We start from the raw sequence: 18,029 nt of genomic DNA on the forward strand, positions 1-18,029 counted from the left end.
GGGCCGGTGACACTTGGGGGACAAACAGGTGAACCCACCTGTGGGGTCCTGTCGTTTTTACCGGTGGGCCAGGATGAGCTCGAAGGGGCCGGGCAGGACTTCGACGTCCTTGAAACCCGTCTCGTCCAGCACGCGCAGGTAGTGCTCCACCTCGCGCAGGCGGCTCACGCAGGTGTCCACGCCCATGAGGAAGTAGGACCAGAAGAACTGGGCCGCCAGCCGCTCCGGGGTGCGGAACTCCTCGCAGATGAGGACGCGGCCACCGGGTGGGAGCGCGTCGCGCGCGGCCACGAGCAGCGCGCGCGCCGTGTCCGCGGGCCAGTCATGCAGCACTCGCACGAAGCAGAGCGTGTCGTAGCCGCCGGGCAGCGGTTCCCGGAGGAAGTCTCCGCCCTGGAAGCCCAGGCGCTCGGGGGAGAGGCCGAAGCGCTCGCGGGTGCGCGCCACCAGTGGCTCGGTGGCGGGCAGGTTGAACACGTCCACGTGAAGGCCCGGGTGCTCGCTCGCCAGGTGGGCGGCCAGCGTGCCGTCACCACCGCCCACATCGAGCACACGGCCGCCGCGCTCCCAGAGCCGGTCGTGATGGGCGCGGAACGTCTCCAGGATGGGGGGCAGGCCCGCGGCCATGCTGGCCTCGAAGCCCGCCACCTGCTCGGCGGTGCGCGGAGGCCAGTCGAAGGCGGCGGGGGGCATGGAGCGCTCACCGCGCAGCACCTGGGGCAGTTGCCCGTGCAGCTCGTGCCAGGCGTAGCGCTCCCGGTCCTTCTCCAGGGACTGCGGGCCCAGCACGGCCTGGGCGGCCGCGCGCAGGCCGGGGATGGCCTGGTAGCGCGCGGACTCCAGGGCGTCGGTGGGCTGCTCGCGCCGCACCAGCCCCAGGCTCTCCAGGCAGTCGAGCAGCTTGTAGAGCCGCACGGGCACCAGCCGGTGCCGCGCCGCCAGTTCTCCAAGGGTGACGGGGCCCGGCTCCAGGGCGTCCAGCAGCCCCAGGTCCAGGGAGGTCCTCAACACGTCCACGGCGCGGGCGCCGTTGTACAGCAGGTGGAGCAGTGCGCGAGGGGTGGTGGCCAGGGCCGTGGCCTCCCCCTTCATGGCTGTTCCACCTGCATCCTGGCCGCGTGCGCCATGGGGCAGCCGCCGCCTGGAGGGGCCCGGTTGGCGCCCGGGGCGATGCCGCCCTCGCGTTGCCACCCGGACGTCAGCTCCAGCCGCACGTCCCAGAGCTGGCGGAACAGCGGCAGCGTCATCCGCCCCGCGAGCACCTGCGTGGGCAGCCCATCCAGCGCCTTCACGGAGCGGTCCACGCCGATGGTGCGGCGCACCAGCTGGAAGTGGGCATGGAGCCAGCCCTGGAAGGCCTCGTCCATGTCCACCAGCTGCTCGCAGATTCGCTTCAAGTCGTCCGGGCCACCCGCGGTGTACACGGACGCCAGCGCCAGCCCGCGCCGCGCGAGCAGTCGGTCCAGGGCGCCTTCCAGACCCTGCGCCACCCGCCGCAGCATGTTGTAGCCGGGGGACTCCTGGCCGCTGCCGTTGCCCAGGCTGCGCCGGATGACCTGGTAGGTGTCCGGCGTCATCGTCTCCAGGATGGCCAGCTCCTGCTTCACCGCCTGGAGCACCCGGCAGATGCGCTCCAGCCGCGACGAGGCCGCCCACAGCGCGTCCCGGTCCAGCTCGGCCACGACTTCCACCGCCTCGCGCGAGGCCAGCTTCAGCCAGAGCTCCTGCGCCTGGTGCACCACCTGGAACATCAGCTCGTCGTGGGCGACGCGCTCGCCGTCCGGCGCCTGCAGCGACAGCAGCGTGGGTGTCTTGAGGTAGACCTCGTAATCGAGCTCGCCCTTGCCCACCCACTTCTTCAAGAGGGGGTTGAAGAGGGGTTCTGCCAGTTCGAGTCGTAGTCTTTCAGCGTAACTGTAATCGATGGACGCGCTCATGCGGCCCTCCTGAGTGGGGGGTAGCTCGGAAGGTGTGGAATCGCGGGCACCGTCCCAACGGTACCCGCGGGCATGTCATCCGGCGTTCAGGGGGCGGGCGTCGGGGTGGGTGGCCGGGGCTTCAGGTGGAAGGCGCGCAGGCGCTGGGCCAGCTCCTCGCCCTGCACGCTTTTAGAGATATATCCGTCCGCACCGGACGCGAGCGCCAGTGAGCGCAGCTTTGATTCGTCGGATGCTGAATAAAGGATGAACTTCGTCTTCGGCAGCGCGTACTGGCGCGCCAGGTTGACGACCTTGTCGCCCTTGAGGGCGGGGAAGTTCACGTCGATGAGGACGAAGTCCGGCTCCACCGAGCGGACGAGGTTGGAGACACCCAGCGCGGAGGTGTGCGTGAGCACCTCGAAGCCGTAGGCGCTCAGCGAGCGCTGTACGAGGTCGAGCAGGTCCGGGTCGTCGTCCACCACCAGGACGCGCGCTTTTTCTTCAGACATGGGTTCTCCCTAGATGCTTTCGAATCATCTCGAGCAACTGGTCACGATCAAGGGGCTTGGTGAGGTACGCGGTGCAACCGGCCTCGTGTGCCTTGTCCTGGTACTCCCGCCCCGCGTGTGCCGTCACCGCGATGACGGGAACATTGGCCGCGGCGGGTAGGGCTCGCAACCTGCGGGTGACTTCCCAGCCGTCCAGGCGGGGGAGCGACAGGTCCATCAGGATGAGGTCCGGGGCGTCGCGGATGGCGCGCTCCAAGCCGTGCTCGCCGTCCTCCGCTTCAATGACTTCGAAGTGGCCGTTGAGGTAGCGGCGGACGATGTCGCGGTTCTGCGCGCTGTCCTCCACATAGAGGATGCGGGCCAGCTTGCCGGCGCTGGCGGCGCGCTGGGACAGCAGCAGGCCCTTGGCCTGGGCGATGACGTCCTCCAGCGCGTGGCCGCCCTTCTTCACGAAGCCGGCGAAGCCGTCACGCAAGAGGGCCTCTTCCTCCGCGGAGAGCGTCTTGCCGGTGAGCACCACCACGGGCACCTGGAGCTTCTCCGCGCGCAGCCGGCGCAGGACTTCGAAGCCGTCCAGGTTGGGCATCATCAAATCCAACACCACCAGGGCGGGAGGGGAGACGCGCGCCTTGAGCAGGGCGTCCTCGCCGCTGCGGGCCTCGGAGGTGGAGAAGCCGGCGCGGCGCAGGTTGCGGCTGACCAGCTCGCGGGTGGCCGAGTCGTCGTCCACCACCAGCACTTCGCCCACGCTGGTGGTGGCGCCGGGGGCCTGGTGGAGGCTTCGCTGCACCACCTCCACCAACCGCTCCGGCTCCACCGGTTTGACGAGGTACTCGCACGCGCCCAGGGAGAAGCCGCGCGCGCGCTGCTCCTCCACGGAGATGAGGATGACGGGGATGCCGGCCAGCGAGGGCTCGCTCTTGAGCTGGCTGAGCACCGACCAGCCGTCCAGCTTGGGCAGGTGGATGTCCAGGAGGATGGCCTGGGGCCGCAGCTCGCGGGCCCGCTTGAGGGCGGCGATGCCGTCCTCGGCCACCACCACCTTGAAGCCGGCGGGCTCCAACTGCCCGGCCACCAGCTGCTGGATGAGCGGGTCGTCGTCCACCACCAGCACCGTGCTGCCCGGCTGCGCCATGGTGCCCACGTGCTGGGCCACTTCCGCCACGGGCACGCCGCGCTCCAGGTGCGGCCCGCCGCCGTTGTCCGGCGACTCCAGGGTGGTGGGCAGGCGCACCGTGAAGGTGGTGCCGCGGCCCAGCGTGGACGTCACGGACACGTTGCCGCCCAGCACGCGGGACAGCTCACGGACGATGGCCAGCCCCAGTCCGGTGCCGCCCACCTTGCGCGTGGTGGAGCCATCCACCTGGCGGAACTTCTCGAAGATGAAGGGCAGCTGGTCGGACGGGATGCCGACGCCGGTGTCCTCCACCGTCATGATGACTTCGCCGCCCGCGGGGACCAGGCTCAGCGACACCTCGCCCGCGTCGGTGAACTTGGCGGCGTTGCTCAGCAGGTTGAGCATGATCTGCCGCAGCTTCAGCGCGTCCGAGCGGAGCATGCGGGCGGACGGGTCGATGTTGGTGGTGAGGGCCACGTCCTTGCCCTTGAGGTACTCCTTCACCGTGGCCAGGCACTCCTCGGCCAGCTCCTGCACGTCCACCTGCTCGGTGACGACCTCCACGCGGCCGGACTCAATCTTGGACAGGTCCAGGATGTCGTTGATGAGCGCCAGCAGCGTCTTGGCGTTCGTCTTCACGACGTTGAGGTCGCGGCGGCCGTGCGCCGTCAGCCGCTGGCCCTCCTCGCGCATCAGCAGGTCGCAGTAGCCGATGATGCCGTTGAGCGGGGTGCGGATTTCGTGGCTGAAGTTGGCCAGGAACTCGCTCTTGAGGCGGGCGGCGGCCTCCGCCTCGCGGGCGCGCTCCTCCTCGTTGCGCTTGGCCACCGCCAGCTCCTGGGCCAGCCGGTCCAGGTCCTCGTTCTGCTGACGGATGATTTCCATCTGCAGCGCGCGCTGCTGGTAGGACGCCAGCGAACGGGCGGACACGGCGCGCGTGCGCTTGATTTCCTCCAGGCTGGCGGCGAGCTGCTTGTTGGCCGCCTCCAGCTCCGCCTTGGACGCGCGCAGCATCTCTTCATGCTGCTTGCGCTCGGTGATGTCCTCCGTGACGCCCATCACGTAGCGGGCCACGCCGTGCTCGTCGAGCAGGGGCAGCTTGCGCGTGGCGAAGATGCGGTCCACGCCGTCGGCGCGGGCCACCTCCTCGAAGGACCTCATCTGCTTGGATTCGAGAATCTCCGAGTCGATGGCGATGAACGACTCGGCCTGCTCCTTGGGGAAGTAGTCGTGGTCCAGCTTCCCCAGCAGCCACTGCTTGGTGACGCGGAAGGCGTCCGCGAACGTCTTGTTCGCCACCACCAACCGGCGCGTCTGTGCGTCCTTCACGAAGAGGACGAACGGAATCGCGTCGATGATGTTTTCCATCAAGTAGTTGGTGCGCTCCAACTGCACCGCGGTGGCGGTGTGGCGGCGGCGGTCCGCCGTCATCCGCAGCTCGCGCTGCACCACGGGCACCAGCCGGCTGAAGCGGTCCTCGGTGATGTAGTCGAGCGCCCCGGCGCGCACGCTGGCCTCCAGCGTGTCCTCGCTCCAGTCGCGCGACAGCACCACGAAGGGCAGCTCCTTGCCGTGCTTGCTCCACAGCGCCTGGACCTCGGCGAAGCCCATGTCGGGGACTTCCGAGCCGCACAGCACCAGGCCCCACGTGCGTGACAGCGCGGCCTCCGCCGCGGCCGCCGTGGTGGCGCGCTCCGTCACCACCGTCACGCCCGCGCGCTGGAGGGCTTCCTCCACGCGCTGGCACTCACGCTCGCCGGCCACGAGCAGGAGGGACGCATTGTCCGCCGGAGACTCAGAGGGAGGCTGCGAGGAGGCCATGGCTCAGTTCGCCCCGAAGACCAGCGCGGTCAGCGTGGTGTTGATGTGGAACCCCGAATAGATTTCGAAGTGCACGTTCATACCAGCGGCGGTGGGCGCGGCCTTCAGCGTTTCCGCCAATTGCTGCGCGGTGTTGGTGGCGCTGGCGTACCACATGCGTCCACCACAGTGAAAAAGCAGGGCGGCCTGGGGGTTCTGGACCCTGCGGGGTACCTCGTCGGTGAAGAAGCTGCGCGTCATGCCGGCCATGTCGCCCAGCTTCATCAGCTCCAGCTCGGTGCCTTCCTCCAGCAGGTTGGCGAAGAGGATGGAGCCATCCTCCTGCGGGCTCCAGGCGGCGCGGATGAAGTATTCGCGGCCCACGCGCAGGGCGGTGGGGCGCACGGCGAAGCCGCGGGGCGTGCCGAACTCCAGCTCGTCCACGCCCACGCCCAGGATTTCCGCGTAGCGTTTGGCCGCCGGGTGCCCGTCGATTTCGAGCGCGCGGGTGTGGCTCTCATCCACCTTGGTGATGGTGAGCTTCTCACCGGTGGGCACGTACCAGTGGGAGCGGAGCGCGGCCCAGGGCGCGCTCGTCTTGAAGAGGGCCACCAGCACCGCGTCGGTGGCGACCTCGCCGTCCACGTGGACCATGGCGGACTGCTTGGCCGGGTCGCGGTTGGTGTCGCTGGCGCCGCCGCCCACCAGCACCAGCGTCTGGCACTTCTCGAGGATGCCGAGCAGCAGCTCTTCCTTCTTGTAGCGGAAGCCGTCGTCAATCACGAGGCCGACGAACCGGCGCGGGTCCAGGTCCTGCTGCCGCACGCCCAGGTCCTCGCACGCGCGCTTGATGGAGGCGGCGCCCGCGCTGATGGCGTCCACGGACAGGCCGGTGCCCAGGCCCAGGCCCACCTCGAAGTCACCGAAGAGGGCGCTCATCACCACGCTGCCCTCGTGGATGCCGGTGTTGTCCAGCTCGCCCGCGGTGGTGGCGCCAATCAGGCGCGTGCCCGCCGGCAGCCGCTGACGCACGGCGCGGTTGAGGGCGTGCTGGTCACGCTCCCGCGAGGCGAACATCGTCACCAGGCGGGGCGTGTCGCTGCCCAGTTGACTCAGGAGGTCCTCCGCGGCGGCATCTGGCTCCCTCAGCGTGGTGCGAGCCGTCTGCATCTTGACCTGAGCCATGGAGGAACTCCGGGGTGCGCGAGCGGGGGTTAGAGGCCGCTGCCGGGGTGCCGAGTATGACAGGCGCCGGTGCACTGCTGGAAAGACTCAGCGCCGCCCCCCACGTACATGCTCTCGATGGGTCCAAATTGCGCCACGTGACTGTCCGGGTAGCTCTTGTGGCAGGACAGGCATGCGGCCTTGCTCGTGCGCTGGATGCTCTCCTTGGTGAGGTGACAGGACGAGCACTGGTGGAGCGGTGCGTCAAAGCGGTTGGACCGGGAGTGGATGAAGTGGGTGCGCACGAAGATGGGGCCCTCCAACTCGAAGGCGAGCGGGGCGTGGCACCCGGCGCACGCGGCGCGGTTGTCGTTGGCGTGCAGCACCACGCCCAGCTCGCCGCCCTTGCTGTGGCAGGAGGTGCAGGGGCCGGTGGTCAGCTTGGGCTGGGTGCGCTGCGGGGTCCCCACCTGGATTTCAATGGTCGTCGTCCCGGGGATGTCCTCGCCCAGGTACGCGCGGCGGCCCTTCACCGTCACCAGGTAGGTGCCGGGCACCGCGTTGTCCGGCAGCTTGAACTGCCAGGTGTCCGTGTTGGGCTGGTTCCAGAGGTTCGGGTCCACGAAGGCGCCGCCGAAGAGGACGTTGGCGAAGGGGAGGGTGGCGAACTGGGAGAAGACGCCGTCGCGCTCGGGCGTGGCGACCACCTGCTCGTCCACTTCGGGGTCCAGGAAGGCCTCCAGGGCGACGATGGAGCGGATGGGCTGGATGTTCTGCGCCGGCCCGATGATTTGCGTCATCAGCATGCGCTCGCGGTGCTTGCGCCGGTAGTAGGTGGTCGTCGCGTCGAAGAAGGCCCGGTAGTACTGCAGCCCGGAGTCGGTGCCGTCGGGGGCCACTTCGTTGTAGGGCGGCAGGTATCCCTTGTCGTGGAGCCGGTTGCCCGCGCCGTCCCGCAGGGTGAGCTGGAAGCTGATTTCCGTGCCGGGGGCATAGGTGCCGTCCGGGCGAGGCGGGGTGAGGGCCTCCACGCCAATGCGGAAGCCGTAGGTGTAGCGCCCGTCGCGCACCTGCTCCACCGGGATTTCGTAGGGCGCGGCCGGACGCAGGCTCCAGCGCAGGCGCAGCGTGCGGGTGTCAGAGCGCAGCGTGAGCGTCTGGCGCTGGGCGTGCTCGTACGCGTTGCGCAGCTCCAGGATGGCCTCTTCCTCGAAGTCGGTGGAGGCCGAGCAGTCGTCGGGCGTGGCGCAGCCGGAGGCCGTCTGGATGCCGCGGAAGCGGCGGATGAAGAAGTCATCCATGCCCGCACGGCGCTGATGCTCGGTGCCCGCGTTGAGCAGGATGGGGACGCCGGTGAGTCGGCCGCGCGAGTCCACCGGTTCCACGATGAAGTGGCTGGGCAGGTCCATCCACGCCGCGTTCCGGAAGAAGCGGCGGCGGGTATAGGGCCCCGGGGCGCCAATGGACTCCTGGTCCACCTGACGCACGCCCCACCAGCCCAGGCCGCCGAAGTCGCTCTGGGCGATGAGGTTGCGCAGGCCCTCGTCCCGGGTGGAGGTGACGAAGGTGCGGATATCAATCTGGTTGATGAAGAAGGTGGAGCCCTCGCGCACGCGCAGCGGCTGTCCCACGCCGTTCTTCACCTCGAGCGCCAGCGCCACCGCGGGCGTCTTGTTGCCAGGCCACGGCCAGCCACCCAGCAGCGACTGGGGGTCCGCGTCCAGGAGCGTCTTGTCCGCGGACCGCGCGTCCAGCGAGGCCGTCTCCAGCGAAGCCGTGTCCAGCGAGGCCATGTCCAGCGCCTGCGCGTCCAGCGAGGCTGCGTCCGGGGCATCCTGTCCGCCGCAGGCGAGCATCAGCCCCGCGAGCGACGCGAGCAGGGCCCGGGGGGCTCCAAGTCCACCCATGGTGCAACTCCTCGTACGTGTAAAAGCCGACGCCGCCATGGCGCCTGGGGCCAGTGGGCCGTGTAACCCGTCGCCTATGGGGCGGTGTGGGCTGGGCCTCTCCCGTTTCCGGGTTTCCCCGGTTCGAGCCTTTTTAGCCGTACGAAGATTATCTGCAACCAGCAGATTTGTTCAACTTCTGGGAAAACAATCCGCCTGGAGTCAAACCTGCTGTGTTTTCAAGGAGATGAATGCCTGCCCCGCAGGGTCGCCTCACCTACAAGGTCATACCTGCACTTCATTCACTGAGCAGGATTCCTTGTTTGTCCTGCGGGGAAGTTCAATTGTGAATTCCGCGCCTTCCCCGATTCGACTCTGGACGTGGATGGTGCCCCCGTGGGCCTCGACGAGTTGGCGGACGATGTAGAGCCCCAAACCGGCGCCGGGGTGCTGTCCGCCGGCATGGACGCGCTGGAAGCGGTGGAACAGGCGCTGCTGTGCTTCCACGCCAATGCCGATGCCTCCGTCCCGGACGGCGAAGCGGACGCAGTGGGTGTCGGCCTGGACGCGCAGCTCCACGGGGTGGCCGCGGCCGAACTTGAGGGCGTTGCTCAGCAGGTTGGTGACGACGCGGTCCAAGCGCTGCCGGTCCCACTGGCCGGTGGCGCCTTCCTCCACGCGGATGCTGAGGGCGCAGCCCGCGGCGTTGGCCTGGTCGCGGTGGCGCTCCACCACCTCTCGCACCAGGTGCGCCAGGTCCAGCGGCTCCGTGTCCAGCACCATGCGGCCCGCCGACAGGCGGGACAGGTCCAGGAGGTTGTGCACCAGCCGGCCCAGGCGCAGCGTCTCGCCCTCGGCTCCGGCCAGGCCTTCGCGCAGCCGCGTGTCGGAGGTGCCGGCGCTCTGCATGGACATGCGCCGCAGCCGCAGCTGGAGCGAGCTGAGCGGGTTGCCCAGGTCATGCGCGGCGATGCCAATCAGCTCCAGCGCGCCCTGGGCCTGCGCCAGCAGCCGGGCGTTGTCGAGCGCGAGCGCGGCGCGCGCCGCCAGTTCTTCCATGAAGGCCCGGTCCACCTCGCCGAAGCGGCGGTGCGTGCCGGTGGACATCAAGCACAGCGCGCCCAGCACGCGCGAGCCCACCGCCAGCGGCACCGTGAGGGCGGACGTCACGCCCAGCGCGCCCAGCAGCTCGCCGTGCGCGCTGCCTTCCAGCGCCGGCGTGAGACGGGCGCTGTCCAGCTCCGGCAGCAGCTCGCTGCGACCCGTGCGCACCACGCGGGAGGGGCCCACCTCGCCGTCCTCCGGACAGCGCAGCAGCGGCTCCCACATGCGGTGGGTGGCGGCGATGTCCTCGCAGGCCACCGCGTGCGGACGCACCGTGCCGTCCTCGGAGGGGAGGAAGAGGATGCAGGCGTCGGCCACCTCGGGCACGCACAGCCGGGTGAGGGCCTCGCCCACTTCGCGCGCGCCTGACAGCGGCTGGAGCACGCGACCGGCTTCCGCGAAGAGCGCCTGGGCCCGCTCCATCCGGCGGCGCTCGGTGATGTCGCGTGTCACCTTCACGAAGCCGCGCAGTCGCCCGTGCGCGTCGTACAGCGCGGTGAGCAGCGTCTCCGCCCAGAAGCGGCTGCCATCGCGGCGCACCCGCCAGCCCTCCGCCAGCAGGCGTCCCTCGCGCGCGGCCCGCTCACGGTGCGCGCGGGGCACGCCAGCGGCCACCTCGTCCACCGGATAGATGCGGTCCGCGTCGCGTCCGGCGAGCTCCACCTCGGACCAGCCCGTGAGGCGCTCGGCGCCCGCGTTCCACGCCGTCACCCGGCCGTGCCGGTCCAGGAAGCACAGCGCATAGTCCGTCACCCCGTCCATGAGGAGCTGCAGGTGCTGCTCGCTGGACTCGTGGCGCGCGTGCAGCGGCGCCAGCGCGCGGTGGAGCACGAAGCCCAGCGCCGCCACGCAGGCCAGACCGAGCAGCCCCGCCAGCACGGCCTGGGGCAGGGCGCCGTGGCCCACGGGCGTGCTGGCTTGCGCGTAGACGGCGGACAGCAGCGTCGCGAGCAGCAGCAACCCGGCGAACAGGCAGGCGGACAGGCCCGCGCTCACTCGCTGAGCGAACGTCCAACGGCGCATCATGTGGTGACTCCCCCCCAAGGCACCCTGTCGGGCGTGCCGTCGGTAAGGAAAGCATCACCGATACTGCACGCTGGAAGACATCGTCCTGGTGGACGGGGTGGGTCCGCCCCAGGGGGGGCTCGGGCCGTGCGGTGCGGGCCTCCGGAGGGCGCTCCGTCCGACGAAAGGCCGTCACGGGAGGCTGTCATGGAATGGCCTTCATCCGGACGGGGGGTTATGAGCGGACGTCCATGTCTCTCGTCGAAGGTTCGAAGGTCCGCTACCTCCCGCAGCCCGAATGGGGTGTGGGGCATCTGTTGTCGCTGCAGGAGGACGGCGCCAAGGCGCTCGTCGCCTTTCCCGCCCGGGAAGACGCCCCGGTGCTGGTGTCCACCAAGGGGGGCGCCCTGGTGCAGTACCCGCTGCCTCCGGGCGAGCCGGTCATCACCTACAAGGGCCGCCTGGCGCTGGTGGTGCGCGAGGAGCCGGGGGCGCGCGGCCTGCGCCGCTACGTGCTGCGCTACGTGGAGAACGACGAGGAGGACGAGCTCCCCGAGTCCTCGCTGCGCGCGCTGCCGCCCCGCTCCGACCTGCTGACCACCCTGCGCGAGGGCCGCGTGGGCGAGGCGAGGGCCTTCACGCTGCGCAAGCAGGCGCTGGTGCTGGACGACGAGCGCCGCTGTGACGCGCTGGGCGCGCTGCTGGCCAGCCGCATCATGGTGAAGCCGCACCAGGTGGGCGTGGTGCAGCGCGTGTTGTCCGCCAGCCGTCCGCGCTTCGTGCTGGCGGACGAGGTGGGCCTGGGCAAGACGATTGAGGCGGGCATGGTGTTCAGCGCGCTGCGCCTGTCCGGACTGGCGCGCCGCTGTCTGGTGGTGGCGCCCAGCCACCTCACCGTGCAGTGGCTGGTGGAGCTGTTCCACAAGTTCAACCAGCTCTTCACGCTGATGGATTCGGACCGCTACGCGCAGTCCCTGAAGGAAGCGCCGGAGGTGTCTCCCTGGGCGCGCTTCCCACTGGTGGTGACCAGCCTGGAGTTGCTCCAGCGCAGCGAGGAGCACCGCCGCGCGCTGGCCGGCGAGGACGCTTTCTGGGATTTGGTCATCATCGACGAGGCGCACCACCTCAAGGGCGAGCGCGCCTTCGAGGCCGCGCAGGTGCTGGCGAAGAACACGTGGGGCCTGTTGCTGCTCACCGCCACGCCCATGCAGTTGGACCCGGCGGAGTACCACGGCCTGCTCACCCTCATCGACGCGGCCACGGCGCCCTCCGTCGCGGGCTTCGAGGAGCGGCTCAAGCGTCAGGAAGAACTGTCCGCCGCGGTGCGCGCGCTGATGGAGGGTGGCAAGCCGTCCGCCGCGGTGCAGGCGCTGGCGAAGCGCTTCCCCGAGGACGCGAAACTGTCCTCGCTGAAGGACCGCGACGCGCTGCTGCAACACCTGTCGGAGACGTACAGCCTCAGTGACCGGCTGGTGCGCAACCGCCGCGCGGTGGTGGGCGGCTTCTCCACGCGCCGGCTGCACCGCCACCCGGTGACGCTGCCCGCCGAGGAGCTGAAGGTCCGCGACGCCGCGCTGGCGGTGCTCGCCGGGGCCAGCCTGCGCGGCGCGCCGCTGGGCAACGTGCTGCGCCGGCTGGAGTCCAGCCCCGCCGCCTTCGCGGGCGCGGTGCGCGCCAACCCCGTGTTCAAGGGGCATGCGGACGCGCTGCGGTTGCCGTCGCGCGACGCGAAGTTCGGCGCCTTCCTGGGCGTGCTGCGCGGCGTCTGGAAGTCGGAGCCGGCGGCGAAGGTGCTCGTCTTCACGGAGAGCCGAGACACGCTGGACGCGCTCCAGTCCGAGCTGGGCCGCGAGGGCGTGGAGGCGCTGGGCTACCACGGTGATTTGCCCCTGGTGGAGCGCGACCGGCAGGTGGCGCGCTTCCGTGACCCGGAAGGGCCCAAGGTGCTGCTGTGCACCGAAGTCGGTGGCGAGGGCCGCAACTTCCAGTTCGCGCACCACCTGGTGCACTACGACCTGCCTTGGAGCCCGGCCACGGTGGAGCAGCGCATTGGCCGCCTGGACCGAATCGGCCAGACGCACCCGGTGGAGATTCACGTCTTCGACCCGGCGGGCACGCTGGCCTCCGACGTGCTGATGCTGCTGGCGGACGCGGTGGGCGTCTTCGGCGAGACGGTGGGCGGCCTGGACGCGGTGCTGGAAGAGGTGGAGGCGCGGCTGGCCGAGCTGGCGCTGATGCCGCGCGAGGCCCGCATGGCCTACGCGCAGGAGCTGAAGGCCCGCGTGGAGGCGGCGCGCGCGCAGGTGAAGCGCGCGTATGACCCGCTCCTGGATGTGCGCAGCTTCGACCGGCCCGCGGTGGAGCGCCTGGTGAAGCGTGCGCAGGAGCGCATGGGCATCGAGGCCGACGAGGAGGACGAGGACGGCGAGGCGGAGGCGTCCGGCGTGGAGGATGGCCTGTGGGGCATCGCGCGCGACCTGGACGAGCGGCTGGAGGAGACGGTGACGGAGCTGGCGCGCCGGGTGGGCATCGGCGTGGACACCGACGAGCAGGTGGAGGCCTTCCAGGTGGCCTTCCAGTTCGGCCACGCGCTGAAGGTGGACGGGCTGCCGGGCATCGACGTGATGGAGGACCGCACGCAGCTGGGCACCTTCTGGCGCGACACCGCGGTGGAGGCGGAGGAGCTGGAGTACTTCGCCACCGGCCACCCGCTGGTGGAGGCGCTCTTCGGCTTCCTGCGAGACGGCCCCTACGGGCGCAGCGCCTTCCGCTTCATCGAGCGGCGTGGACCCCAGAAGGGACGCGGCGTGGAGCTGCTTTTCCACGCCCAGTTGCCGGAGCCAGAGGACACGTCCCCTGGCGCCCGGGTGCCCAGCCGCCAGCTGGCGCGCTTCCTGGAACGCACGCTGCTGCACGTGGCCGTGGTGGACGGCGCCGGCGGCCCCAAGGCCGACACCGCGCTGCTTCCCGCGCTGGAGACGGAAGGGCGCTCGCTCAAGGGCGACGAGGTGGCGCGCGCCTTCCCGGGCTTCGCGGACTTCGTGGACGCGGCGGTGCCCGTGGGCCAGAAGGCCGCCGAGGCGGAGCTGGCGAAGCTGGCCACCCGGGCGCGCAAGGCCATTGAAGCCGAGCGCGACGCCGCCGTGGCCCGCCTGCGCTTGTCCCTGGGACACCAGGGCCTCTCCACGGAGGCCGTGGAGGCGCAGCTGGACGCGGAGCGTAACCACTACGCCCGGCTGCTGGACGCGCTGGCGGGTGCCAAGGTGGTGCTCGACTCCGCCTGCGGCTTCGTCCTCAACCGCTGAGGCGCCCCGCCCAATGTCCGCCTGTTGACGCGCGATGTCGTGTTGCTGGGACTTCCAGAGTTTCTGCTTTTGTTCTCCTAGTGAAATCGCGCGTCTTCAGGATGGCGGGCCATTTGACCGATTCCTCAATCAACGAGAAATAGGATGGTGGAGGCTCGCATGATCCACCGAGGCACCCCACGCACACGACGTCAGTCGGGACAGGCCGCGGTGGAAGCGGCGCTGACCCTTCCGCTGGTGGTGTTCCTTGTCCTGGGGACACTGCAGCTCTTCATGATGCTCCAGGCCCGCATCCTGGCGCAGGTGGCGGCATACCGGGCGGTGCGCGCGGGCAGCATCAACCACGGCAACTGCCTGCCGATGATGCACGCGGCGCTGGTGACCATGCTGCCCACGGTGGCGCGCACGGACAGCGCGGAAAACCTGGCGGCGGCCTTTTCCCCCCGCCGTCACAACCAATTCCGGGTGCGCAGCTCCTACGGGCGCGACTTCAACGAGCCGTTGATTGAAATCGTCCGGGAGTCGCCGGATGCCGGCTGGGCGCAGGAGCTGACGGGGGGCGAGGACCTGCTCTTTGATCAGCCCACGGACAACGCGGCGGCGCTTCGGGCCCGCACGTTGGAGATACGCATGGTGGCCTGGTACTACATGCGCGTCCCCTTCGCGAACTGGGTGATGAGCCGCATGCTGCTGGCCCACTTCCGGCTGCGGCGCTACACGGCGGCCAACCCGCTGATGCCGGTGCAGCGCCGCTCCGCGTGGTGGGGCGAGACGAGCGCCACGCTGGGGCGCGACGGTTGGCCCGGCGGTGATTTGGGCACGCGCATGGTGCGCTGGAGCGACGAGGGACACTTCGTGTTCCCCATCCAGGTCAACGCGGCCATGCGAATGATGACGCCCGTCATGTCCGAGTACTTCATGGGAGGTCCCGCGTGCAATCTCCACGGCTCGTGAGGCACTCGCGGCGAGGCCAGGCGCTGGTGCTGTTCGCGCTGACGCTGCTTCTGCTGACGTTGATGGTGCTGATGACGCTGGGCTTCGGCATGCGCGCCAAGGAGCGCGTCGAAATCCAGATGGCCGCCGACGCGGCCGCCTACAGCCAGGCGGTGGCCACGGCGCGCGCCTTCAACGCCATCGCGGTGATGAACCGCGCCCAGGTGGCGCACATGGTGGCCATGGCCGGCACCCAGTCGCTCATCAGCCACAGCAGCCAGGAATACGCGGCGCACGACGTGGCCTGCCCCGGCTCCATCCCGCCGCCGGTGTGGTTCGCCGCGGACGCGGCCGCCGCCATGCAGGTGCAGCAGCTCCAGGGGCGGGCCGGCAACATGTTCCAGGCCGGGCTCAACATCTACGGCAAGCTCCTGAGCGAGCACATCGCGGAGCAGGAGCTCACCCGGCGTGTCGCGCAGGCGGTCAGCTCGGAGCTCCGCGCGCCGCCCGAGGGCGCGGCCAAGAGCTTCTCCGAGCTCAATGGGGGCAACGACGTCCCGGAGCGCGACGCCGTCATCCAGTCCATCAAGGCGGGCACCTATGGCTGCGGCGTGGGAGACGGAGCGCTCTGCCCTTCGGGCGGCGGCACCCCCGCGCTCAACGCCACCATGGGGAGCATGGGGTGGACGTGGGTCCACAACCGTCCGGGAGGCACCGCCGGTTTCGGCACCGGCGGCGCCGCCATCTCCACCAGCTTCCGCCGCTACGGCTCGGTGTCGCAGATGGACCCCGCGTCGTACCACACCGTGTCGGGCCGCAACTCGACGGCGCATGACCACGGGCGCGTCGTCATCCCCACGCGCTGCACCAGAGCGCCGACGCTTCCACCCATCGCGACGGATGCATGGGTGATGTCCGACGAGGAGCAGACGCACGAGGACCAGCACGTCTACGGCGCGCGTATGCCCCCGGGCCAGGCGCCGGAGGACGGCAAGCCGCCCTACGAGACGCACACGCTGGGCGCGTGCGTCGTGTGCCCCGGCATCTGGCCCTACTCCGTTGGCTACAACGTGGACGAACTGCACGCCGGCGCGTCCAACCACTATGGCCAGCCCAAGCTGTACAGCATGCTGTACCGGGACTACGCGAGCGCGGAGCGCCAGGCCCGTCCGGACCCGTGGAACCTCTTCTTCCGCTTCCGCTTCGCGGGGACCGAAACAGAGTTCGACAACAGCAGTCCGCTGGGCCGCATTCGCCCCACGGGCCGCGAGGACGTGCACCGCAACCAGGTGGCCCTCTCCGCCGGCATGGTCTACTACCACCGACCCCGGCCCGCGGCGCAGGGCGGCGGCTGGCGCGAGCCTCCCAACTTCCTCAACCCCTTCTGGCGCGCCACGCTGGTGAGCGCGGAGGGCGCCCGGGATGACCGGCCCGCGGACAGCCTGTCCGCCGCGGGCTTCGCCGGACACGCGCGGGCACTGCGCGAACTGCACTCCGTGGGCTACCGGGGCGGTGGCCCTGGCGACAGGGGCTACTGACATGCGGGCTCGCCACGCACGAGGCCAGTCGCTGGTGGAGACGGCGCTGGGGACGATGGTGTTCGTCACCATCCTGCTGTTCGGCATCTACTTCGCCGAGGTGGGCGCGCTGACGCTCAAGGTGCAGGAGGCCGCCAACTTCGCGATGTGGAACGCCACCGGCCGGGTGATGCACGACCCGCAGGACAATGAGTGGGGCCGACGGGGCACGGTGCTCGCCGCCGAGGCGGAGGCCAACGGCCGCTACGCGGACTTCGACGGACGTCAGCGCATGGGCCGCACGGGCGTGGCCGTCCAGCAGGCCATTGCCCGCGCGCAGCCCATCCAGGTGGATTGCCGCCCGGAGCTGCCGGGCACCGTGCGCGGCCTCTCCATGGCGGATGCCGACCCGGACCTCGCCGGCACCATCGCCATGGGGACGCAGGGCATGGGGTGCACCGCGTCCTCGAGCATTCGCGGCGTCCGGATTGGCCGCTATCTGGAGAATGGCCGGGAGGGGTTCTTCAAGGTGTCGCAGCGCCGGGCCGCTGATGCCTTCACGGTGTGCGCCGCCGGGCGTGCCTCGGGCGGCCGCTGCACGGCGCGCTTCGGCATGCTGCTGGATGACTGGGGGCTGGGCGGCGTGGAGGAGGGAAGGGCCTGCGCGCTCAACATCAACGGCGCGCGCCGGTGCGCCAACCCGGACTACTACGAGTGGGCGCAGCGCGTGTACCGGGCCAACGGTGCGGGTGGCAACGACGGCTCCGCGCTGGCGGTGCTGACCGGCGCGGCTGGCGTCAACGAGGACCAGTTCTTCATGAGCTTCCGTGGCGAGGAGAACAACTACGAGGAGAACCTCGGCTCCACGCACGCCGGCGGCCAGACGCGCTGGGAGGTGACGCCCTTCGACGCGCCCAACATCCGCTCGCACAACGTGGGCCGGGTGAACCATTGGCTCGGGGTGCCGCGGTGACGTGGCGCCGGGGGCTGCTCGTCACGGCGTGCCTGCTCGGCGCGGCGCCGGTGGTGGCCCAGGGCACGGCGGCGAAGGCACCCGTGGCTGCACGGGGCTCGGCAAGCAAGGCACCCGCCGCGTCTCCGGCGCAGCCCGATGCTTCCGCGCGGCCGCGCTTCGCCTGGCCCCGCGTGCAGGTCATCGACACCGTCGAGTCGAATGAAATCGTCGAGGCAGGGGGCATCCCCGTCGCGCTGCGCGCCGTGCACGCGAAGGAGCGGATGGATGACCTGGTGCAGCGCTTCGCGGACGCCTTCATCCAGGCGGGCCTGCACGTGCCTCCGGGGCATGAGCAGCCGCAGCTCGCCAGCGGCGCGGTGATGCTCACCGCCATCGACGGCCACCGGGGCATCACCTACACCGTCATCTTCCAGCCGCAGCCGGACCGCACCACGAAGATGTACCTCGGTGAGGCCAATCACGCCCTGCGCAGGGACCCGGCGGCGGCGGGGGACTTCGCGCCCATGCCGCCCCAGGCCAGCCAGGTGCTGCGCGTCAACAGCGAGAGCTCACGGACGCTTGCCTTCCATGTCCCCCTGTCTGGCGAGGCCGTGGACGCCTTCTACGCCCAGGCGCTCACGCGCGCGGGCTGGAGGCTGGAGGAAGGGGAGACGTCCTTCTACGTGCGCGCGGGCGAGGAGCTGCGCGTGGTCCACGAGTCGGGCGAGGCCAACCTGCGGGCCGTGGTGCTGGTGTACCGCGGCGGACGGAGCGTGCCGCCGCCGCCCGGGCCCGCCGCCGTCGTGCGCTGACGC

Annotated in this window: 12 protein-coding genes; 5 read left to right on the top strand and 7 right to left on the bottom strand. The window is 70.4% G+C overall.

Annotation, left to right across the window (positions count from 1 at the left end; translation table 11 throughout):
- Positions 1-57: 57 nt before the first annotated feature.
- From BHS09_RS03775 to BHS09_RS03805, 7 genes are all read right to left on the bottom strand, one after another.
- Positions 58-1,092: a methyltransferase gene (locus BHS09_RS03775; protein ID WP_140797187.1), complete on the bottom strand. Its 1,035-nt coding sequence runs from the start codon at positions 1,090-1,092 to the stop codon at positions 58-60.
- Positions 1,089-1,937: a tryptophan 2,3-dioxygenase family protein gene (locus BHS09_RS03780; protein WP_140797188.1), complete on the bottom strand. Its 849-nt coding sequence runs from the start codon at positions 1,935-1,937 to the stop codon at positions 1,089-1,091. The genes BHS09_RS03775 and BHS09_RS03780 overlap by 4 nt, the downstream gene beginning before the upstream one ends.
- A gap of 86 nt (positions 1,938-2,023) precedes the next feature.
- Positions 2,024-2,428 carry a response regulator gene (locus tag BHS09_RS03785; protein ID WP_013936116.1) on the bottom strand — a complete coding sequence of 135 codons (405 nt, stop codon included), beginning with the start codon at positions 2,426-2,428 and terminating at the stop codon, positions 2,024-2,026.
- Positions 2,421-5,366 carry a response regulator gene (locus BHS09_RS03790; RefSeq protein ID WP_140787304.1) on the bottom strand — a complete coding sequence of 982 codons (2,946 nt, stop codon included), beginning with the start codon at positions 5,364-5,366 and terminating at the stop codon, positions 2,421-2,423. Before BHS09_RS03790 ends, BHS09_RS03785 begins: the two co-directional genes overlap by 8 nt.
- 3 nt (positions 5,367-5,369) lie before the next feature.
- Positions 5,370-6,530, bottom strand: a complete 1,161-nt coding sequence (locus BHS09_RS03795; protein WP_140787306.1) for an FIST signal transduction protein — start codon at positions 6,528-6,530, stop codon at positions 5,370-5,372.
- Between the two features lie 29 nt (positions 6,531-6,559).
- Positions 6,560-8,455, bottom strand: coding sequence for a cytochrome c3 family protein (locus BHS09_RS03800; RefSeq protein ID WP_140797189.1), 1,896 nt, complete (start codon positions 8,453-8,455; stop codon positions 6,560-6,562).
- A 225-nt stretch (positions 8,456-8,680) separates the two neighbouring features.
- On the bottom strand, positions 8,681-10,525 hold the full coding sequence (locus BHS09_RS03805) for a sensor histidine kinase (protein WP_140797190.1): 1,845 nt from the start codon (positions 10,523-10,525) through the stop codon (positions 8,681-8,683).
- A gap of 230 nt (positions 10,526-10,755) precedes the next feature.
- Here BHS09_RS03805 and BHS09_RS03810 point away from each other — a divergent pair, with 230 nt between their 5' ends.
- The 5 genes from BHS09_RS03810 (at position 10,756) to BHS09_RS03830 (ending at position 18,026) form a co-directional block, all read left to right on the top strand.
- Positions 10,756-13,809 (top strand): helicase-related protein, encoded by a 3,054-nt coding sequence (locus tag BHS09_RS03810; protein WP_140797191.1) that lies wholly within the window; start codon positions 10,756-10,758, stop codon positions 13,807-13,809.
- A gap of 144 nt (positions 13,810-13,953) precedes the next feature.
- Entirely contained in the window at positions 13,954-14,763 is an 810-nt protein-coding gene (locus BHS09_RS03815) for a TadE/TadG family type IV pilus assembly protein (protein ID WP_140787317.1), read from the top strand.
- The gene (locus BHS09_RS03820; RefSeq protein WP_140787319.1) at positions 14,742-16,280 is read left to right on the top strand and encodes a pilus assembly protein; all 1,539 of its coding nucleotides are present in this window, start codon (positions 14,742-14,744) and stop codon (positions 16,278-16,280) included. Before BHS09_RS03815 ends, BHS09_RS03820 begins: the two co-directional genes overlap by 22 nt.
- A 1-nt stretch (position 16,281) precedes the next feature.
- Positions 16,282-17,232 carry a hypothetical protein gene (locus BHS09_RS03825; protein ID WP_174258636.1) on the top strand — a complete coding sequence of 317 codons (951 nt, stop codon included), beginning with the start codon at positions 16,282-16,284 and terminating at the stop codon, positions 17,230-17,232.
- Entirely contained in the window at positions 17,211-18,026 is an 816-nt protein-coding gene (locus BHS09_RS03830; RefSeq protein ID WP_237080180.1) for a hypothetical protein, read from the top strand. Before BHS09_RS03825 ends, BHS09_RS03830 begins: the two co-directional genes overlap by 22 nt.
- Positions 18,027-18,029: the final 3 nt, after the last annotated feature.

Origin of the sequence: Myxococcus xanthus (assembly GCF_006402735.1) — a bacterium.
Classification (GTDB): domain Bacteria; phylum Myxococcota; class Myxococcia; order Myxococcales; family Myxococcaceae; genus Myxococcus; species Myxococcus xanthus_A.

What these genes read in the sequence shown, in the direction of transcription:
- BHS09_RS03810 (WP_140797191.1), top strand. Translation starts at nt 10,756, where the DNA reads ATGTCTCTCGTCGAAGGTTCGAAGGTCCGCTACCTCCCGCAGCCCGAA.
- BHS09_RS03800 (WP_140797189.1), bottom strand. Translation starts at nt 8,455, where the DNA reads ATGGCGGCGTCGGCTTTTACACGTACGAGGAGTTGCACCATGGGTGGA.
- BHS09_RS03775 (WP_140797187.1), bottom strand. Translation starts at nt 1,092, where the DNA reads ATGAAGGGGGAGGCCACGGCCCTGGCCACCACCCCTCGCGCACTGCTC.
- BHS09_RS03785 (WP_013936116.1), bottom strand. Translation starts at nt 2,428, where the DNA reads ATGTCTGAAGAAAAAGCGCGCGTCCTGGTGGTGGACGACGACCCGGAC.
- BHS09_RS03815 (WP_140787317.1), top strand. Translation starts at nt 13,954, where the DNA reads ATGGTGGAGGCTCGCATGATCCACCGAGGCACCCCACGCACACGACGT.
- BHS09_RS03780 (WP_140797188.1), bottom strand. Translation starts at nt 1,937, where the DNA reads ATGAGCGCGTCCATCGATTACAGTTACGCTGAAAGACTACGACTCGAA.
- BHS09_RS03795 (WP_140787306.1), bottom strand. Translation starts at nt 6,530, where the DNA reads ATGGCTCAGGTCAAGATGCAGACGGCTCGCACCACGCTGAGGGAGCCA.
- BHS09_RS03805 (WP_140797190.1), bottom strand. Translation starts at nt 10,525, where the DNA reads ATGATGCGCCGTTGGACGTTCGCTCAGCGAGTGAGCGCGGGCCTGTCC.
- BHS09_RS03790 (WP_140787304.1), bottom strand. Translation starts at nt 5,366, where the DNA reads ATGGCCTCCTCGCAGCCTCCCTCTGAGTCTCCGGCGGACAATGCGTCC.
- BHS09_RS03825 (WP_174258636.1), top strand. Translation starts at nt 16,282, where the DNA reads ATGCGGGCTCGCCACGCACGAGGCCAGTCGCTGGTGGAGACGGCGCTG.